The organism is Photorhabdus sp. RW14-46 (genome assembly GCF_963887965.1).
In the GTDB taxonomy this organism is placed as follows: domain Bacteria; phylum Pseudomonadota; class Gammaproteobacteria; order Enterobacterales; family Enterobacteriaceae; genus Photorhabdus; species Photorhabdus laumondii.
In genome coordinates this window covers 41,672-59,634 of the sequence record NZ_CAWPHH010000007.1, presented here as the reverse complement: position 1 = coordinate 59,634, position 17,963 = coordinate 41,672, and the positions used below count along the sequence as shown (strand labels likewise).

The window sequence follows — 17,963 nt, the reverse complement described above, 5'->3', positions numbered from 1 at the left end:
ACCTCATATTGATAGGGAATAAATTGACAATAGCTATCGCCACATTCTTGATGAGGGTTCAGAATTTCATACCTATAAAAAAGAATAGAGTAGAAGTGAGAAATATCAACAAAGTGATCATGAAAATAATGGCATATGTATCCTGAAATAGATGCCATTCAGCTCATCTAAAATATCAATCATTGTCGATGAGCTCATACTTTTCTATTTAAATTCATAGAGTAAAATTAGCATTATATTTCTTTGTTCACTATTACCCTATTGAATATTCATAACTATACCCGTCATCTTTCAAACTGCCTCTTTGTTGGCTGCACTCGCTCACCCCGGTCACATAGTTATCTATACCCGTCATCTTTCAAGCTGCTTCTTTGTTGGCTGCACTCGCTCACCCCGGTCACATAGTTATCTATGCTCCCAGGGATTCTCTCCCTTGCCGTCGCGATGCAACTTGAAATCTATTGGGTATATGCTCCCGGGGATTCTCTCCCTTGCCGTCGCGATCCATCTTGAAATCCATTGGGTATATTAACTCGTAAATGAAATCAATAGAAATAATTTTAAAAAACAACTAATACACGGGATATATGTTTCAGCGAACAAAAGATAGAGCCAGCTCAGCTATTGGCAAAGGGTGCCAAGATTTGAATCCTAACGCCCCAAGTTTGCCTAGCACATATTTTCAGATAAATAATGAGCCACAGACTCTTCACAACAAGAACCAATAATATCGGCATCAGGAAGAGCTTGTTTTACCCTATTATGCGCCGTTCCCATGATGACCCCTTTAGCTACGGTTGAAAGCATTTCCACATCATTCATACCGTCACCAAATGCAATCGTTTTATTCATTGGGATACCAAGAAAACCAGCGAGCTGAATTAAAGCTTGCCCCTTCGAAACACCACTCCCCATTACCTCCAGACACCAAGGGAATGAAAAAGCAATACTGACATTATCAGAAAAGAGATCAATTAAATGGCGTTCTAATTTAATCAATGCATCATGATTTCTACTCTTATGAATGAAAAAAAATTTTTCAACCGCATCACAAGGCATTTCATCAACATGCTTGAATGTTGGATTAAAATTATCATTCTGGCTAAAATCGCTAAAATTATGATTCACTTCATTGGTTAACCATTGAGAACCACAATACATATTGATCACTAAATCATTATCCGCCTGAGTTTCTTCAATCACTCTTTTTACGACGTGACTTGGCAAATGTTGTCTAATATCCAAGCTCTTACAAGCACTGGTTAATCTGGCACCATTCGAAGTAATCAAATGCACAGGTATATCAAAATCACCAATAATGGAATTCACATCAGCATGGTGCCTGCCGGTGGCAAATACAATTTGCTTTCCCATACTTGATAAATCAGTAAGCACTTTACGGGTAAACTTACCAATTGTATCTCCTTGAAGGAGAAGCGTTCCATCAAGATCTGTGGCAATGAGGTTATGCATAGAGGGCGTTCCAGTATTTAGTTATACCCGTCATCTTTCAAGCTGCCTCTTTGTTGGCTGCACTCACTCACCCCGATCACATAGTTCCCGGGGATTCGCTCCCTTGCCGTCGCGATGCAACTTGAAATCCATAGGGTATATTATCTAAGCTTTATTAAGCAATTCGAGCGATGCCTGCTTGGTAAATGTCATCCTTTCTTCCAGACTATGATTATCCTTTTCATAATAAATTGTCGCCTCTGAATCAATCTGAGGTCTTGGTGTTATTTTTTCCAATATCAGCATCGTGTCAAGGAATAATTGTCTGGCATAGCGAATAGCCCGTGTATAAGTGTCAATGACCTCTTCAAATTCAGGATAAATAGAAAACGAAATCTGATTCACAATCGGCCCAGCATCAATACCTTCGTTGATTTCATGGATCGTCACGCCATGAGATTGATCTCCATTTTTCAAAGCCCAATTAACCGGTCTTACACCTCGATATTTAGGTAAATAAGACAAATGGATATTTAATATTTTCTTACACGAATTAATGAATTTTAAAGGCAATATCCGCTTATGAAATACGACAAAACATAAATCGCAAGTGAAATCACCATTTTCATAGCCGGGTAGATTTTCAACCTTATTATCTTCAATAACAGCAATATTATTTTGATAACAGAAATCAATTAACGTCTGATCAGTGCTTACAGGTTCGAATTTATCTGCCACCACGTGCGATATTTTATACTCTTTATGATTTAAGAAATATTGACAAATGAAAATTGCCAATTCTCCTTTACCACAAATTACCACTGTTTTGGGATTATTCATTCGCAAACCTCGTTAACTTCCTTGACCACGCTAATATCACTAATATTAATTAACCCCTGCATCACCATACGCAATGAACCTATTAAAATTTCATTATCACTTGGTGTTCTGCAAGAAATACGTAAATAGAGATCAGAGCCTATATTTCCTTTGCCAGAACACTCTTTCACATACAGACCATGAATATCTAACAGTAACCTTGATATCGTCTTTGCATCAGAAACATGCAATTTACAGTAAACAAAATTAGAATCTGTCTCAAATGCGGTAATACCCTCGATTGAGTTTAATTCCTGTTGTAATTTTAACGTATCACTAATCACTTTTTCACAGCTTAATTTATAACTCTCTCTATATTGCGGTAATCTCAATAAAAACTCTTCAGCAAAACCATTCATATTCCAAATGGGTAACACAGCTCTTACTTTACCAAGTAATTCCTGATTTGCGGTGGCAATATACCCGATACGAATACCACCAATGCCAAAGGTTTTACTCATGCTGCGAATAACAGATAAATTCTTATAGTTATCTAAATGCGTTAACATTGTGTCATCACGCATTTTAGAGAAATCTAAGAAAGATTCATCAACAATTAAGTCGATATTTAATGCCGACAATTCGCCAGCCAAATATAACAGACTATCAATAGGCGTCAATTTACCTGTTGGGTTATTTGGTGACTCAATCACCACCACATTTGGCTTTTCTGCTTTCGCCAACGTTAATAGTTCATCAATATTTATTTCAAAATCTCTGCTCTCTTTACTATAGCTAAATATTGTTCTGTCTTTACCAAAGCAATTAGCATATTCATTAAATGATGGTACAGTGACTAATACTTTGCCTGTATAAACATCAGGAAGCCGTTTAATTATCTCAGCAGCGCCATTTGAAATACATAATTGCGTTCTTTCTATTCCAATAAATTCAGATAAAGCCTGCTCGACTAAACGATTCCCGCCAGGATAATTTAATAATATTTCATCAAAATGATTCTTTATTTCATCTTTCAATTTTTTAGGTGGAAAGTTGAAATTGTAAATTAAGCCAAAGTCAATAATAGGATAACGCCAGTATCCACCATGCCTGTTTTGCACAAGATCTAATTTATTATTACTTGAAATGAAATCACAAATAGCCAGATCATAAGTATTATCTACTTCATACCATTGAGAATTATCAACAATACTTGCTTTAAATTCAGCCATATTATTCAGTAAAGAGTGTTTAAATATATCCTCATAATATAACCCCGTCGATCCACTATCAACGTAACTTTCTAGCTCTTTAGTAACATATTCAGCAAAATTAGCGGTGCAAATATTATAAATATTTACCGTCTTATATTGACCTTCTTCAACCTGATAGTTGTTATCTTTGGTGGAATTTAGCGCAACGATATTATCATTATCAACTTTTGCGTAAGTTCCTTCCATATTTTGGCTAAGAGGAGAAACAAGTACATTAAGATCTCCCGCTTTTGACATGACAATTTCCAAGCATTTCTTAGTAAAGAAGATATCGCCTTCAAGAATCAGGGTATCTTGCTTAATCCAATTTCTGGCGAGATATAAAGAATAGATATTATTCGTCGATTCCCACTTATCGCTATTAACAAATTCAATATGCAAGTTATATGCGTTTTGTTTAATATGAGCCATTAAAACATCGCTCTTATAACCCACCACAATAATAACTTTTTTAATACCGACAGATTCGATATTCCTCAGCGCATTATCGATAAATGATATCTGATTTGTTTCTACCAAAGGTTTTGGTTTATTTGATGTTCTCGTTGATAATCTACTGCCTCTTCCGGCACAGAGAAGTATTACTGTTTTCATATGCATAGTCTTAATAAATTATTTTATACCCGTTATCTTTCAAGTTGCCTCTTTGTTGGCTGCGCTCGCTCACCCCGGTCACATAGTTCGCTATGCTCCCGGGGATTCACTCCCTTGCCGTCGCGACGCATCTTGAAATCCATAGGGTATAAATGACTGTTAAAAGGTTATTTTTATTGTTAAATAGGAATTAACCTAAAATATAGTTCATTAATGATATAAAATTGATATTGAATTAAATATCAATTAAATACGATGTCATATATAACATGCTGATATACCCAAACCCCGTCAATTCTTCCATGAAAACTCGCCTCTCCACCATTTTCACCCCCCGTCTTGACACCCGATCCCAGACCAAATGTGTGAAAATTATTAAGTACTTCACCTGACGTCGATATAGGACTTAATTTTTCATTAGTTAGCAAACCATATCTATCACTTTTAAATTCAAGAGGAATATTATTTTTATCAATAATTTCGACAAGTTTTGAGTGATATCCCGTACAGTGAATCAATAAATCATCACAATTAATGAGTTTAATAATTTCATCATCAGAAATTTCTGAAATATTCAAGATAGAAATATTTTTATATTTTCTTTCTTTAAGTTCTTGTGCAAAAGCAAAAGAGTCATATCTTAAACCTGAATATCTATTAACTCGGTTACTTAAAGGGCAAATATCTTCCTGTGTAAAATCGTAGTCGTAAGATTCTGCGCTTGAAGGCGAATCAAAAAACAACTTGAAATCTTTATTCACAAAAACATTTATTTTTCCTGCAAATTCTAATTGCTCAATAAGTCTAATCAAACAAGAAACTGAACTGTGTGATGAACCCAATATTGATATACTTTTTACATCACCTTTATTTATAACCTCATCATAAAAACCTTTAATAAAATCACCAGAGGTAATATTATTGCTATTATGCAATAATCTGGATTCGTTTGGATTTCCACCTATATTAAACAGTACTTTTCGCGCGGATACAATATAATCTTCATTATTTTTATGATAAGTTATATCATAGTTACCCTCTTCATTCTGCTTAATTTTTTTCACTTCCGCTTCAGTCAAAATATTAAACCGATCACCATATTTGTTTTCCTGAATAAAGCGGGCAATTCTCTCCAAATATTGGCCGACAAATCTCAATTCAACGGGCTTATCTTTATTGGCACTAAAATGTTCCCATTCCGATGTTGATCTTATATATTGACTAAGCTCATCATCACAACCGTCAAATTTCTCTAAAAATACACTACCTAAAGAGTTCGCGGTAATTTTATATTTCTTTAATGAACCAGAACCCACCATCTCTGTTTTTTCTAAAATCAGACAATTTTTTATAGCTTCATCTTTTAATAAATCCGGGATTAATGAAATATTTGCAGGACCTGCACCACACATTACCACATCATAAAACTGCTTATTCATTGACAAACCCTAACATTTTTAACGAAATTTGTGTTTCAATAACATTCCCGGCAAACTCATGACGAGTCTGTTTATAACCAAGAGGTTGCTTATCTAAACCCGCCTTAATAACATCACGATGATTAATTGTTTTATTCTCATTGCGGGAATAAACCAACAGCTCCTTCTCATAATCAAATGCCAGACAAGGAATACAACTTAATTTTAGTGTCTTGGCTAATTCCAGTCTATGATGACCATCAATAACCACATGCGTTGCTTCATCAATCCAGATTGGTTGAGTCCAAAAACCTTCAAGTTTAACTTTCTCTATTAACTGCTCAACACGAACAGGACAATGTAATTCAGTTGGTCTAAGATTTGAGACTTCTTCTAATATTAATTTCATGTTTATCCCTTAGTTTAAACATCCGACAGAAAATTACCAACATCAATACACTTAATATCGCTAATAATTGAAATAACACTCCACCATTAAATAATTGGATAACAGTACCACCAACCAATGGAGATATAGAAAAACCGATACTATAGAGTGACGCTGTACCAAAATATGCGCCACGTAAATCATTTGGTGCCAAACGATCAATAAAAACATTCACACATGGAAACAAAATAGTTTGACTGATACTCATGATAAAAGCAGCCACATACCACAATAAATAAACATCATAATATTTGAATGAAATAAAGAACATAAATTCAGATAAAATGAGTAATACAGACCCTATATTTATTTTCGTTTCTAACGCCATTTTTTGCGTTAATATGGAAAACGGTAACTGCATAACGACAATGGTTACCGCATGTAACATAATAAGCGAAGCAATAAACTCAGCATACCCATTAAACCCTAATGAAGTAATTAACTGCGGCAAAGTTGAATCAAAATGGCCAAAAATAAACATCATGAGAATATTATTTATGACCAACATTAAAAACACCCGGTCATTTAATAAAACCTTCATCGTTCCTTTAAAATCATCATTATTTGTTAATTTTATTTTTATTTTCTTACCAAATAAATAAACAGGGATCATAAAAATTACATAAGATAGCGAAACAATCAGAAAAGAAATAGAATTAATATCCAAGCTTAATTTTACGCCTAAATAAGGCCCGACTACCGCACCCGCATTAAGAAATAAATACCTTAAGTACATGGCATTCTCTCTTACCTGCTTTTCCTCGATAATATCACCGATAACGGCTTTTATTGGGTTATTCACCAGCGCCCAGGAAATATTCGCTAATAAAGTACCAATAATAAAACCAGACTGATGTTCAGATAACCATAATATTAAATATGCCAATGAAGAGATAAGACATCCAATGATGATTATCTTAGCCCGGCCGACTTTATCAGAGAAGTAACCCGCATAAAAACTTAATATTGATGAAATCGCAATGGATAAAGAAAGAACTAATCCAATCATCGATGCAGTAAAATGAAACTTTGTATATAGTATGATGGATATAAAAGGCCATACCATCATTGATGTTGATCTTGTTACAAAAGTCCCAAGAAATAGACCCCATATACATGCCGGTATGGATGTATAATTACTAAGAGAAAAATTTTTCATTGTTATTTTCTTATATTATTTATATTGGTATCTTTTAAACCAAGCATTTAAAATATTATGCGAGTACATAAGATCCACCTGCCTCTACAAAAATCAAATGTAGAAGCAAGAACTAGGATGATCTGTACGATAAAGCAAATTCAATGATATATAATTTATTTTTAATATATTATCAAAACAGATGTTAATTGCAAACGAAATATGACATTTTTATTACATGTTAAACGTAGGTCAAATGCTGGTGATGTTAGTAAGCAACATAATGACATAAGTACTTCGCACTTTAACCGGTAAAAACACCGGTAAAAAGGGCTCTTAATCTCAGATAAAAACCTTTCCGTTCAATCTTTATCTATTCAAATAATCATCAATTAACTGAAAAACTCAGCTTAATCTAACTAAAAAATAAACTGTAATATTATGTTCAAAGTGAAATATATAAATAAAATTATATTTTAGTTTAATAGCTAAACTCCGGTGGGGATAATTATTATTTATAGATTTATATGAAGTCATCCGAGATTAAAACTGGAAACTATCTCATGAGACCAAAATATTCACTAACTAAAATGGGGATTAGTAATGAGTTTATTCTTTAATTTATTTAATGAAGGTAATATACCCTATAGATTTCAAGATGCATCGCGGCGGCAAGGGAGTGAATCCCCGGGAGCATAGCAAACTATGTGACCGGGGTGAGCGAGTGCAGCCAACAAAGAGGCAACTTGAAAGATGACGGGTATATAGGATTTATTCGCGATGAGTACCTGGCTTATCTATGCCTTATTATCAGCGTTTACTGCCGCTTTAGTCGCTATCTTCGGGAAAATCGGGTTGCAAAATCTTGATGCCAATACAGCAACAGCAATACGCGCAGTCATTATGGCGTTGTTTCTTGTCGGCGTTGTTGTCGTACGGGAAAGTTAAATCTGGTGAGTGAAATAGTGGCAAACCGCAAGGCATTGCTTTTTATCGTTTTAAGCGGTGTGGCGGGGGCATTGTCATGGCTGTTTTACTTTCTAGCAATTAAAAACGGTCATGTTTCTCAGGTTGCCCCAATTGATAAACTCAGTGTCGTGTTTGCCGTCATCTTCGCCGTTATCTTATTTGGTGAAAAAATATCACTGATGGCCGCAGGTGGTGTTGCACTGATTACTGCCGGTGCATTAATGGTTGCTCTGGGCTGAAAAATAAAAAATCCGCAAAAGCCGTTACCACTGTTGCGGATTCTTTTTCATCGGCCAAAAAGATCAACCGGCGGCAAAAACCTGGTTAACAATATCCAGTGCTTCCTGCTCAATTTTCTGCCGATGCTCAGGGCCAAGCAGGCTTTCACAATAAATTTTGTAGGCTTCTTCTGTCCCCGATGGGCGAGCAGCAAACCAGCCGTTTTCTGTTATCACTTTTAGACCGCCTATTGACGCGCCGTTACCCGAAGCTTTTGTCAACCGGGCGGTGATTGGATCACCGGCAAGCTTATCCGCTTTCACCATTTCTGGTGACAACTTGGCTAATAATGCTTTCTGCTGATAAGTTGCCGGTGCCTGAATGCGGCTATAGCTTGGCGTACCGAAGCGAGCTGCCAACTTATTATAATGCTGCTGCGGATTTTCCCCTGTTACTGCGGTCATCTCTGCCGCCAGCAAACACAAGATAATCCCATCTTTATCTGTAGACCACGGCGTACCATCAAAACGCAGGAAAGAAGCCCCCGCACTCTCCTCTCCGCCAAAGCCCAATTCACCTTTATGTAACCCATCAACAAACCATTTAAAACCTACGGGTACTTCCACCAATTTACGGCCAAGATCGGCGACAACCCGATCAATCATGGCACTAGATACCAATGTCTTACCTATCGCAACACTTTCTGACCATTGCGGACGATGGCGGAATAGGTAATTTATCGCGGTTGCCAGATAGTGGTTAGGATTCATCAAACCGGCAGGGGTGACAATACCGTGGCGGTCATAATCAGGATCGTTTGCAAAAGCCAGATCAAACTTATCGCGCATGGCTAACAAACCCGCCATTGCCCAAGGGGATGAGCAATCCATACGAATGACGCCATCATGATCCAAGTGCATAAAACGGAATGTCTGATCAACTTGATCATTAACCAGCGTCAGATCCAAATTATAACGCTCACCGATACGCTGCCAGAACGCAATGCCAGAACCCCCCAAAGGATCAATACCGATTTTCAACCCGGCCCGCTGGATAGCAGCCATATCAACCACATCACCCAACGCGCTAACATACGGTTCAACTAAATCCTGCTGATGCAAATATTCACTGTTCAATACTTGAACAAATGGCAAACGTTTAATGCCTTTCAGACCTGCCGTGAGCAACTCGTTGGCACGACGTTCTATAATTGCTGTCAAATCGGTATCTGCGGGACCACCATCAGGTGGATTATATTTAATCCCCCCATCTTCAGGAGGATTATGGGAAGGGGTAATAACAATTCCATCAGCTAATGCTTTCCCCAAGCGGTTATAACAGAGGATGGCATGAGAAATCGCAGGTGTTGGCGTAAATCCATTATTTTCCTGCACAATCACATTCACGCTGTTAGCCGTTAAGACTTCCAATACGGAAATAAATGCCGCTTCTGATAAAGCATGGGTATCTTTACCCACATAACAAGGGCCATTGATTCCCCGTTGCTTGCGAACTTCCGCAACAGCCTGAGTAATTGCCAGAATATGTGCCTCATTAAAACTGTGACGCTGAGAACTGCCACGATGACCGGATGTACCAAATTTAACCTTATGCTCTGAGTTTTCCGGCTGAGGATGCAAGGTGTAATACTGTGATGTAAGCTGCGCTACATTTATCAGATCACTTTGGCGGGCAATCTGCCCCGCGCGCGGATGATTTACCACTTTAAATCTCCCCTGGACAAGAGCTGCACTGAACTTTATCCGTCAGCACAGCCTTAATCAGTTAAATTGTGCCACACACCTTGTCGATAAAATTGGCTGAGAATTTCATGTCCTGCATAATTTGCTCAACCATATTACGCTTACGATCAGTATTGGTGTTAGTAATGACCCAAAAAGGTGTGCCCGGAATGTGGCGAGGTTTAGTTTGTTTACCACTGGCGAGCAATGTCTGTCCATCACCAGCAAAATAAACACGGGTACGACCATGCATGGTATCAGTCGTCTGGGAAAAACTTTCACTGTTCAGGCTGTATAACGTAGATAAGATCAACATAAAACGCTCAACAGATTTTTTCTTATCAGAATAGTCATCTGAAAGTAACAATTCACGTATCACACGGACAGAATCACGCTGGCGGGCTACCGGCGCTTTCTCCACAGCACTGAGAGGCTGCACATTTTGTACTGGCTGCTCGGCGTTAAATTTCAACATTCGCCGTAAAATATCAGATGCACTTTCACCAATATGTTGTGTGTGGCTGGCAATATAGCGGTAAAGGTCTTCATCAACTTCTATCGTTTTCATTTCTATCCAGTACTGTTCTAAATAAAAAATTTAGACCGATTATAAAGTATAAAAAGAGAAAACAAAACAATTAAAATTTCAATAACTTAAAAGTATTTAAACATGAAAAACAGCATAATAAAATATCCGCTTTTCATCTAAAATAAATCAATCAGTTACATAAATATTGTGAATATAAATTTCATTGCCATGTTAAATACTTCCCACACGCAGGAGAATAAATCATCGCTATATTGCAGAAAGTTTTGATGGTGATAGTAAAGAATGTGACAAGACCTATTTACTCATTGTCAAATGTCATATTCAATCTTTTAATACCACCTATTTAGGAGTTGATAATCACATAATATACCCGTTATCTTTCAAGTTGCCTCTTTGTTGGCTGCACTCTCTCACCCCGGTCACATAGTTATCTATGCTCCCGGGGATTCGCTCACTTGCCGCCGCGATGCATCTCGAAATCCATAGGGTATAATTTATTCTGATATTATACCCAGATAATGATAAACTTAGTTGCAATACTGCCGATAATAAATTCAATCAAGAGAGATGAGACTGTGAATGGGGAGATTGATTATAAACAGTAAAACTGTTTAAATTCATAGAGATGTATGTTTATTATCATTAAATCTTAACAGTAAATATGTTTTAATAAATTTGTAAATTTTTATTTGAATATAACATTTAAATTTTACCAAAATAAATCGTAACCATATAAGTTATATGAAAAAATCATCATATCCATTATTATATTTTCAATGTGAATTATAGAATCAATAATTTCAATCATTAATCGTTAAAATCATAATATCTATTCTTTAAATTTATTCTTATAAATCCAAAACAATATTATTAAACCAAGATTTAATATAAATAAAACCATAAAAACTCAAAAATAAAATGGATTTTCATGGCTTTCAATATTAATATACAGTTGCAATAGTGATATTTAAAAAATTCCAGTCAGATATACACAATCATTAATTTTGAAATGTATATCTGACCCTATAATTTAATCAATAAGTGAAAGCTGTTGCCGTAAATAGGTACCTGAACCTAATAATCCTGGTTGTGGATGAGTAATCAGATAAACAGGAATCTGTTGTACTAACGGTTTAAAGCGCCCTTTATCTCCAAATCCATTTAGAAAGTTCGATTGCTTAAAGAAATCAAGAAACCGCGGCACTATTCCACCAGCAATATACACACCACCAAAAGTTCCCATATTTAACGCTAAATTTCCGCCAAATCGCCCCATAATTTCACAAAATAGTGTCAGAGCACGATGGCAATATTGGCAACTTTTATCCAATGCTCGTTGCGTCACGGTTTCTGGTTCTAAATCTTCCGGCTGACGATGATCCAAAATGGCAATGGCCTGATAAAGGTTTACCAATCCACTACCGGACAAGATTCTTTCTACTGAAACATGCCCAAATTTACGCCGTAAAACAGCCAATATTGCATCTTGTTCTTCACTATTCGCGGCAAAATCTACATGACCACCTTCACCCGGTAAGCTTACCCATTGCTTGTCTACCTTGATCAAATGAGCGACACCGAGGCCAGTCCCTGCCCCGTAAACCGCTATCGGTTTGTCTTTAACCGCTTCTCCTCCTCCTAATTGAAGCTTGTATTCTTCTGTCAGCATTGGAATAGCCATAGATACAGCCGTGAAGTCATTGATCACATCTAATTTTTCTAGCCCAAGTGTCCGTTTCAGCTCACTAATAGAAAATGCCCATTGGTGATTGGTCATTTCTACCCAATCACCGTTTATCGGGCAAGCAATAGCAATACATGCATAAGTCACTACTGTTTTTTGCTCTGCTAAATAGTGACTGATAATAGATTCTAATCCGGCGTGTTGTTTTGCACTATATGTTTCGATCCGCTCAATAACCCCATTTTCCAAATTGCAAAGTGCTAATCTGGCATTAGTGCCGCCAATATCAGCAACAAGTCCGTAGAGATTCATTTTTATATCCTAATAATCAGCTAGTACAACCATTAGGTAAAGCTTATCCCATCTGGCATTATTGGTATAGATCGTTTAGGAGTGAATAACCTGCACTCACCCCGGTCATATAGTTATCTATGCTCCCGGGGATTCGCTTCCTTACCGTCGCGATGCATCTTGAAATCTTTAGGGTATATATGGGCCAGCGCTCACACGCTGTTGTCTCGCTTTTATGCGGATTTTGTCTTCTGAGATGGTGAGTCGTGCGGGATGACTCGGCCTACGGCCTTATCCTTCAAGTCAGCACTATCAGAAACACGGCTTGTAAATCTGATGGACCGGAAAAGAAATATTATTCTGTTATTTAACAAAAAAACATATTTTCCCACAATTTATGATGATCTTTCATCATGATAATACCGTCAATTTAGTATGAGCCCCTCATGTTGATATTTCGTACTTTAGGGGGTAGACTAACTACGTTAGTTGAAGAGTAACGCGCTAAAACCGAGGCTACCAACCTGGTGAATAGCATTAAAGATAAATCACCCTACTTAAGGGTAAATGCAAAAAAACCAACCTCACCAGTTGGTTTTTTTGTTTTTATCTATTCACGTTCTAATCCATTGAATCAGGACAAAATAAACTTATAATCAACGGCTGTTAGTTTAGAGATAGTGTTCTGACCGTGTATCTACTACGCAAGTTTTCTTAAGCCCTGGCTGAAGTACAGGTGGTGCTGATTCAGTGCCTCAGTCAGAGCGCGTTACTCTTCAACTAACACTGATGAGAACCAGCCAGACAGGCAGTGTAAAGGCAATGGCTGGGTAAATCGCGCTCCCTAACAGGAGCAAAACGGATGAAAGCATTCAAAGCCTTTATTGATACTGCTATCATCGTTCTCAAAGCATTAGTTGCGCTTTTAGAATTGATCCGCGCATTTCTGAAATAGATAACGGAAACGTAGCTAAGGTCATCGGATTAACCATCCGATGGCCTTTAATATTCATATCGGGCCAGCGCTCACGCGCCGTTGTCTCGCTTCGCTCGGCTCGAACCTGCGACCCATTGATTAAAAATCAACTGCTCTACCGACTGAGCTAACGACCCATCTATAGGGGAACTATTCTGGATATCTTTTGGAGTGGTGGGTCGTGCAGGATGACTCGGCCTTCGAGGTTTTCTTCACTTCGTTCGGTGACTACTGGTTTCGTTTGGCAGGCTTTGTTAAATAACCGGATCTGTAGTACGACTAAAGGTATGGAATAAATTTGTAAGTCATGCTGGCAATTTTAGAATTATAAGAGTACCTTGTACTCTAGGATAAAGGAGGTTTTCCAGTGAGTCATGCGATAGAGTTTATCGAAACTAGTATGTTTACCCGACAGATAAAAGAGATTGCCACTGATGATGAACTTAAAGAACTGCAACGAGAGCTTATCGAGTCACCAGATAAAGGTGATCTAATACGTGGTACTGGGGGGTTACGTAAAATCAGAATGGCTATAGGCTCACAAGGAAAAAATGGTAGTGCCAGAGTTATTTATCTTCTAGCGACTGAAGATATTATCTATCTGGTGATGGCTTATCCGAAAAGTAAAAAAGATAGCTTAACGGATGCCGAGAAAGCAGAACTGAAAAAACTAACAAAATTACTAAAAGATGAGGTGTAATATGAGTTTTTTTGACGAATTAAAAGCATCCCTAGAAGAAGCAGTTGAAATTAAACAAGGTAATAAAGCCGCAGCGCGTGTAACCCGATACGAAGTTACCGACGTTAAAGCTATCCGTGCTCAACTTAACATTTCACAGACAGAGATGGCGGAGGCTTTAGGCACTAGCCTTGATACAATTAAAAGCTGGGAGCAGAAGCGTCGAAATCCGACAGGACTAGCGGCAAAGGTGTTAGCTATCATCCAAGAAAACCCTAGTTTCTATAAAGCCCTGGCGACGCATTGATTAGCCGGTGTGTCGTACAAGTATTAAAGTTACCTACCACATCTCGGTTCTACCTGTTTCCAAGAGGCCATAGTTTGAGTGTTCTCATTGTTTGTGACTTCTTTTGCTGCGGGCCAGCGCTCACGCGCTGTTGTCTCGCTTCGCTCGGCTCGAACCTGCGATCAATTGATTAAAAGTCAACTGCTCTACCGGCTGAGCTAACGACCCATCTATAGGGGGAACTATTCTGGATATCTTTTGGAGTGGTGGGTCGTGCAGGATTCGAACCTGCGACCAATTGATTAAAAGTCAACTGCTCTACCGACTGAGCTAACGACCCATCTATAGGAGAACTACTCTGAATATCTTTTGGAGTGGTGGGTCGTGCAGGATTCGAACCTGCGACCAATTGATTAAAAGTCAACTGCTCTACCGACTGAGCTAACGACCCGCACCAAAGATATGTGATACCGCCTGAAACAATCTTAATGAAGTGGTGGGCGATACCAGATTCGAACTGATGACCCCCTCCTTGTAAGGGAGATGCTCTACCAACTGAGCTAATCGCCCACTTCATGATGACTATTACTGCTTCTATACCACTGAATCTATGATTGGTGGGCGATACCAGATTCGAACTGATGACCCCCTCCTTGTAAGGGAGATGCTCTACCAACTGAGCTAATCGCCCAATCATAAAATCATTCTTATCACAACGAGATGGTGGGCGATACCAGATTCGAACTGATGACCCCCTCCTTGTAAGGGAGATGCTCTACCAACTGAGCTAATCGCCCCGTCGTGATGGAGTCGCATTATAGGGATAGTTCAGAGTGAGTCAACGCTTTTTCTAGAGAAAAATATCGTTCGTCTCAAAATTAAACAAGGGTGAGATAATTATCGTCACTATAGGGTGCAGTTTAGACAAATACACTGACTTTCCTCAATAACTTCCCGTTAACAGCATTGAGGAATTAAGGTGCAGTGATAAAATGACCCCCACTTTATTACTTTAAATCACCAATAACGTTCATTGAAAAGTGAAACGTAATTAAGGCAATCCCCGATGAGTAAAATTAAAACCCGTTTCGCACCAAGCCCAACTGGCTATCTCCATGTTGGTGGTGCTCGTACCGCACTTTATTCCTGGCTGTATAGCCGCCATAACAAAGGCGAATTTGTATTGCGTATCGAAGATACTGACCTTGAACGCTCAACTCAGGAAGCTATCAATGCCATTATGGACGGTATGAACTGGTTAAATCTGAATTGGGATGAAGGCCCTTATTATCAGACGAAACGTTTTGATCGTTATAATCAGGCAATTGATCAAATGCTAGAACAAGGCAATGCCTATCGCTGCTATTGTTCTAAAGAACATCTGGAAGCGTTGCGGGAAACTCAAATGGCAAATGGCGAGAAACCGCGTTATGACGGCCGTTGCCGTGATAATCCATGTCAACATGACCCAGCTCAACCCCATGTTGTCCGTTTCCGCAATCCACAGGAAGGTTCTGTTATTTTTGATGATCAGATCCGAGGCCCAATTGAGTTCAGCAATCAGGAACTTGATGATCTGATTATCCGTCGTACCGATGGCTCGCCAACGTATAACTTCTGTGTTGTTATCGATGACTGGGATATGGAGATCACCCATGTCATCCGCGGTGAAGACCATATCAATAATACACCTCGCCAAATCAATATTCTGAAAGCACTCGGCGCTCCCGTGCCAGAATATGCACACGTTTCGATGATCCTCGGTGATGACGGTAAAAAATTATCCAAACGTCACGGTGCAGTGAGCGTTATGCAATACCGTGATGATGGCTACCTGCCAGAAGCACTGCTGAATTATTTGGTGCGTTTGGGTTGGTCGCACGGTGATCAAGAAATTTTCAGCATTGAAGAAATGACTGAGCTGTTCAGCCTGGATGCTATCAATAAATCCGCCAGCGCATTCAATACAGAAAAACTGCAATGGCTGAATCATCACTATATTAATACCCTGCCTCCAGAGAAAGTTGCCGTTCATCTAGCATGGCATATTGAGCAACAAGGTATTGATTCCCGTAATGGCCCACAGTTGGTTGATCTAATTAAATTACTGGGCGAACGCTGTAAGACGCTGAAAGAGATGGCGGAATCCTGCCGCTACTTCTATGAAGATTTTGCTGAATTTGATGCCGATGCGGCGAAGAAACATTTGCGCCCAGTTGCCCGTCAGCCTCTTGAAGTTGTCCATGCAAAGCTGGCTTCAATTACTGATTGGACACCAGAAAATGTGCATCATGCCATTCAATCCACCGCTGATGAGCTAGAAGTCGGTATGGGTAAAGTGGGTATGCCATTGCGTGTTGCGGCTACCGGTGCGGGTCAATCCCCAGGTGTGGATGTCACTATTCACGCTATCGGGCAAACCCGTACTCTCTCCCGTATTAATCAAGCGCTAGAGTTCATTGCTCAACGTGAAACTCAATCTTAATTAATGCACCCAAGGCATCACTTATCACATTGTGATGCCTTTTTGTTCTCAGAAAATCTCATTTAATTGCTCCCTTTTTATCACTTTATCAAACACTCTCTATACCCTATGGATTTCAAGATGCATCGCGACGGCAAGGGAGCGAATCCCCGGGAGCATGGATAACGATGTGACCGGGGTGAGTGAGTGCAGCCAACAAAGAGGCAACTTGAAAGATGACCGGTATATTTCACTTCAACCCATTGCTCAGCCTCTATTTTGTTAATTGATCATAAAATTGATGGCTTTTTCAACGCTTGTTGTGAGAATGATGAGTTAGCCGTTGACAGTATTTGCAGGGTTTCATATTATGCGCCCCGTTCCATTAATTTTGATTGGGGCTATAGCTCAGCTGGGAGAGCGCTTGCATGGCATGCAAGAGGTCAGCGGTTCGATCCCGCTTAGCTCCACCAAATCCTTTATATTGAAATAAGGTATTTGGTCCTAAATTAGGAAATACCACACTCGTGGGGCTATAGCTCAGCTGGGAGAGCGCTTGCATGGCATGCAAGAGGTCAGCGGTTCGATCCCGCTTAGCTCCACCAAAATTATCAGGCCCTGAAAGCCATGCTTTCAGGGCCTTTTGGTCATTACCCTATCTAACCACCATTATCGGTTGAAAAAACGCCAACCTTGGCTAGCCTTTTTTCAATGGCTTCACCAACGAATCTAGTCCCTCTAGTTTTATTGCTAAAGTCATTTCCATCAGCGCACCCAATTTACCTTGTGGAAATTCACCCTTACGAGCGAACCACAATAAATACTCTTCCGGTAAGTCAATGAGCATACGCCCTTTGTATTTACCGAACGGCATTGCAGTATTAGCAATTTCTATCAGGTTCTCTTTTTCCATAATTTGCACATCGATAAGGAGAAATAGGTGAAAGGGAATCTGCACCA

Annotated in this window: 17 protein-coding genes, 9 tRNA genes and 1 pseudogene; 9 read left to right on the top strand and 18 right to left on the bottom strand. The window is 38.9% G+C overall.

Annotated elements, in window-relative coordinates; translation table 11 throughout:
• Window positions 1-669 precede the first annotated feature (669 nt).
• The 6 genes from AACQ38_RS08080 to AACQ38_RS08055 form a co-directional block, all read right to left on the bottom strand.
• On the bottom strand, window positions 670-1,473 hold the full coding sequence (locus AACQ38_RS08080; RefSeq protein WP_165577863.1) for a Cof-type HAD-IIB family hydrolase: 804 nt from the start codon (window positions 1,471-1,473) through the stop codon (window positions 670-672).
• 144 nt (window positions 1,474-1,617) lie between these two features.
• Window positions 1,618-2,292: a formyltransferase family protein gene (locus AACQ38_RS08075; protein ID WP_011145719.1), complete on the bottom strand. Its 675-nt coding sequence runs from the start codon at window positions 2,290-2,292 to the stop codon at window positions 1,618-1,620.
• Entirely contained in the window at window positions 2,289-4,139 is a 1,851-nt protein-coding gene (locus AACQ38_RS08070; protein WP_207631808.1) for an aminotransferase class I/II-fold pyridoxal phosphate-dependent enzyme, read from the bottom strand. Before AACQ38_RS08070 ends, AACQ38_RS08075 begins: the two co-directional genes overlap by 4 nt.
• A gap of 242 nt (window positions 4,140-4,381) precedes the next feature.
• The gene (locus AACQ38_RS08065) at window positions 4,382-5,578 is read right to left on the bottom strand and encodes a SidA/IucD/PvdA family monooxygenase (protein WP_165577861.1); all 1,197 of its coding nucleotides are present in this window, start codon (window positions 5,576-5,578) and stop codon (window positions 4,382-4,384) included.
• A complete protein-coding gene (locus AACQ38_RS08060) occupies window positions 5,571-5,966 on the bottom strand; it encodes a ParB N-terminal domain-containing protein (protein WP_011145716.1) in 396 nt (131 codons plus the stop codon). Before AACQ38_RS08060 ends, AACQ38_RS08065 begins: the two co-directional genes overlap by 8 nt.
• Window positions 5,932-7,164, bottom strand: coding sequence for an MFS transporter (locus tag AACQ38_RS08055; protein ID WP_165577860.1), 1,233 nt, complete (start codon window positions 7,162-7,164; stop codon window positions 5,932-5,934). Before AACQ38_RS08055 ends, AACQ38_RS08060 begins: the two co-directional genes overlap by 35 nt.
• Window positions 7,165-7,850: 686 nt before the next feature.
• On the opposite strand from AACQ38_RS08055, the gene AACQ38_RS08050 reads away from it, so the two are divergent.
• Together AACQ38_RS08050 and AACQ38_RS08045 are read left to right on the top strand one after the other, a co-directional pair.
• Window positions 7,851-8,012, top strand: a complete 162-nt coding sequence (locus tag AACQ38_RS08050) for a hypothetical protein (RefSeq protein WP_339367037.1) — start codon at window positions 7,851-7,853, stop codon at window positions 8,010-8,012.
• Window positions 7,939-8,351: pseudogene (locus AACQ38_RS08045) on the top strand (EamA family transporter). Before AACQ38_RS08050 ends, AACQ38_RS08045 begins: the two are co-directional and overlap by 74 nt.
• A gap of 63 nt (window positions 8,352-8,414) precedes the next feature.
• Here the strand turns inward: AACQ38_RS08045 and pgm are convergent.
• The 4 genes from pgm to glk all read right to left on the bottom strand — a co-directional run bounded on the left by pgm (window position 8,415) and on the right by glk (window position 12,619).
• Window positions 8,415-10,055, bottom strand: coding sequence for a phosphoglucomutase (alpha-D-glucose-1,6-bisphosphate-dependent) (gene pgm, locus AACQ38_RS08040; protein WP_011145713.1), 1,641 nt, complete (start codon window positions 10,053-10,055; stop codon window positions 8,415-8,417).
• Window positions 10,056-10,116: 61 nt separating this feature from the next.
• Window positions 10,117-10,641, bottom strand: a complete 525-nt coding sequence (seqA, locus tag AACQ38_RS08035) for a replication initiation negative regulator SeqA (protein WP_011145712.1) — start codon at window positions 10,639-10,641, stop codon at window positions 10,117-10,119.
• Between the two features lie 339 nt (window positions 10,642-10,980).
• On the bottom strand, window positions 10,981-11,160 hold the full coding sequence (locus tag AACQ38_RS08030) for a hypothetical protein (protein WP_207631807.1): 180 nt from the start codon (window positions 11,158-11,160) through the stop codon (window positions 10,981-10,983).
• Window positions 11,161-11,653: 493 nt separating this feature from the next.
• Window positions 11,654-12,619, bottom strand: coding sequence for a glucokinase (gene glk / locus AACQ38_RS08025; protein WP_165577858.1), 966 nt, complete (start codon window positions 12,617-12,619; stop codon window positions 11,654-11,656).
• 841 nt (window positions 12,620-13,460) lie between these two features.
• On the opposite strand from glk, the gene dinQ reads away from it, so the two are divergent.
• On the top strand, window positions 13,461-13,553 hold the full coding sequence (gene dinQ / locus AACQ38_RS08020) for a damage-inducible type I toxin DinQ (protein WP_272482622.1): 93 nt from the start codon (window positions 13,461-13,463) through the stop codon (window positions 13,551-13,553).
• Between the two features lie 85 nt (window positions 13,554-13,638).
• Here dinQ and AACQ38_RS08015 read toward each other — a convergent pair.
• Window positions 13,639-13,708, bottom strand: a tRNA-Lys gene (locus AACQ38_RS08015).
• Between the two features lie 233 nt (window positions 13,709-13,941).
• Here AACQ38_RS08015 and AACQ38_RS08010 point away from each other — a divergent pair.
• Window positions 13,942-14,274 (top strand): type II toxin-antitoxin system RelE/ParE family toxin, encoded by a 333-nt coding sequence (locus AACQ38_RS08010; protein WP_165577857.1) that lies wholly within the window; start codon window positions 13,942-13,944, stop codon window positions 14,272-14,274.
• A 1-nt stretch (window position 14,275) separates the two neighbouring features.
• The gene (nadS, locus tag AACQ38_RS08005) at window positions 14,276-14,560 is read left to right on the top strand and encodes a NadS family protein (RefSeq protein WP_011145710.1); all 285 of its coding nucleotides are present in this window, start codon (window positions 14,276-14,278) and stop codon (window positions 14,558-14,560) included.
• Window positions 14,561-14,694: 134 nt separating this feature from the next.
• Here the strand turns inward: nadS and AACQ38_RS08000 are convergent.
• The 6 genes from AACQ38_RS08000 to AACQ38_RS07975 form a co-directional block, all read right to left on the bottom strand.
• Window positions 14,695-14,764 (bottom strand) — tRNA-Lys (locus AACQ38_RS08000).
• A 39-nt stretch (window positions 14,765-14,803) separates the two neighbouring features.
• A tRNA-Lys gene (locus AACQ38_RS07995) sits at window positions 14,804-14,879 on the bottom strand.
• 35 nt (window positions 14,880-14,914) lie between these two features.
• Window positions 14,915-14,990 (bottom strand) — tRNA-Lys (locus AACQ38_RS07990).
• Between the two features lie 43 nt (window positions 14,991-15,033).
• Window positions 15,034-15,109 (bottom strand) — tRNA-Val (locus AACQ38_RS07985).
• A 45-nt stretch (window positions 15,110-15,154) separates the two neighbouring features.
• A tRNA-Val gene (locus AACQ38_RS07980) sits at window positions 15,155-15,230 on the bottom strand.
• A 30-nt stretch (window positions 15,231-15,260) separates the two neighbouring features.
• Window positions 15,261-15,336: transfer RNA gene (locus AACQ38_RS07975), tRNA-Val, on the bottom strand.
• Window positions 15,337-15,605: 269 nt separating this feature from the next.
• Here AACQ38_RS07975 and gltX point away from each other — a divergent pair.
• The 4 genes from gltX to AACQ38_RS07955 all read left to right on the top strand — a co-directional run bounded on the left by gltX (window position 15,606) and on the right by AACQ38_RS07955 (window position 17,608).
• Window positions 15,606-17,024, top strand: coding sequence for a glutamate--tRNA ligase (gene gltX, locus AACQ38_RS07970; RefSeq protein ID WP_165577856.1), 1,419 nt, complete (start codon window positions 15,606-15,608; stop codon window positions 17,022-17,024).
• Window positions 17,025-17,058: 34 nt separating this feature from the next.
• Window positions 17,059-17,289, top strand: a complete 231-nt coding sequence (locus tag AACQ38_RS07965) for a hypothetical protein (RefSeq protein WP_162129043.1) — start codon at window positions 17,059-17,061, stop codon at window positions 17,287-17,289.
• Between the two features lie 111 nt (window positions 17,290-17,400).
• Window positions 17,401-17,476 (top strand) — tRNA-Ala (locus tag AACQ38_RS07960).
• A 56-nt stretch (window positions 17,477-17,532) separates the two neighbouring features.
• Window positions 17,533-17,608: transfer RNA gene (locus AACQ38_RS07955), tRNA-Ala, on the top strand.
• 92 nt (window positions 17,609-17,700) lie between these two features.
• Here AACQ38_RS07955 and AACQ38_RS07950 read toward each other — a convergent pair.
• On the bottom strand, window positions 17,701-17,916 hold the full coding sequence (locus AACQ38_RS07950; protein WP_011145708.1) for a DUF3820 family protein: 216 nt from the start codon (window positions 17,914-17,916) through the stop codon (window positions 17,701-17,703).
• Between the last annotated feature and the right edge of the window lie 47 nt (window positions 17,917-17,963).

Bases quoted from the DNA above. Each gene is read 5' to 3' on its own strand.
- AACQ38_RS07965 (WP_162129043.1), top strand. From the start codon at position 17,059: ATGCCTTTTTGTTCTCAGAAAATCTCATTTAATTGCTCCCTTTTTATC.
- AACQ38_RS08060 (WP_011145716.1), bottom strand. From the start codon at position 5,966: ATGAAATTAATATTAGAAGAAGTCTCAAATCTTAGACCAACTGAATTA.
- seqA (WP_011145712.1), bottom strand. From the start codon at position 10,641: ATGAAAACGATAGAAGTTGATGAAGACCTTTACCGCTATATTGCCAGC.
- AACQ38_RS08070 (WP_207631808.1), bottom strand. From the start codon at position 4,139: ATGAAAACAGTAATACTTCTCTGTGCCGGAAGAGGCAGTAGATTATCA.
- AACQ38_RS08055 (WP_165577860.1), bottom strand. From the start codon at position 7,164: ATGAAAAATTTTTCTCTTAGTAATTATACATCCATACCGGCATGTATA.
- AACQ38_RS07950 (WP_011145708.1), bottom strand. From the start codon at position 17,916: ATGGAAAAAGAGAACCTGATAGAAATTGCTAATACTGCAATGCCGTTC.
- nadS (WP_011145710.1), top strand. From the start codon at position 14,276: ATGAGTTTTTTTGACGAATTAAAAGCATCCCTAGAAGAAGCAGTTGAA.
- dinQ (WP_272482622.1), top strand. From the start codon at position 13,461: ATGAAAGCATTCAAAGCCTTTATTGATACTGCTATCATCGTTCTCAAA.
- AACQ38_RS08075 (WP_011145719.1), bottom strand. From the start codon at position 2,292: ATGAATAATCCCAAAACAGTGGTAATTTGTGGTAAAGGAGAATTGGCA.
- AACQ38_RS08065 (WP_165577861.1), bottom strand. From the start codon at position 5,578: ATGAATAAGCAGTTTTATGATGTGGTAATGTGTGGTGCAGGTCCTGCA.
- glk (WP_165577858.1), bottom strand. From the start codon at position 12,619: ATGAATCTCTACGGACTTGTTGCTGATATTGGCGGCACTAATGCCAGA.
- AACQ38_RS08080 (WP_165577863.1), bottom strand. From the start codon at position 1,473: ATGCATAACCTCATTGCCACAGATCTTGATGGAACGCTTCTCCTTCAA.
- gltX (WP_165577856.1), top strand. From the start codon at position 15,606: ATGAGTAAAATTAAAACCCGTTTCGCACCAAGCCCAACTGGCTATCTC.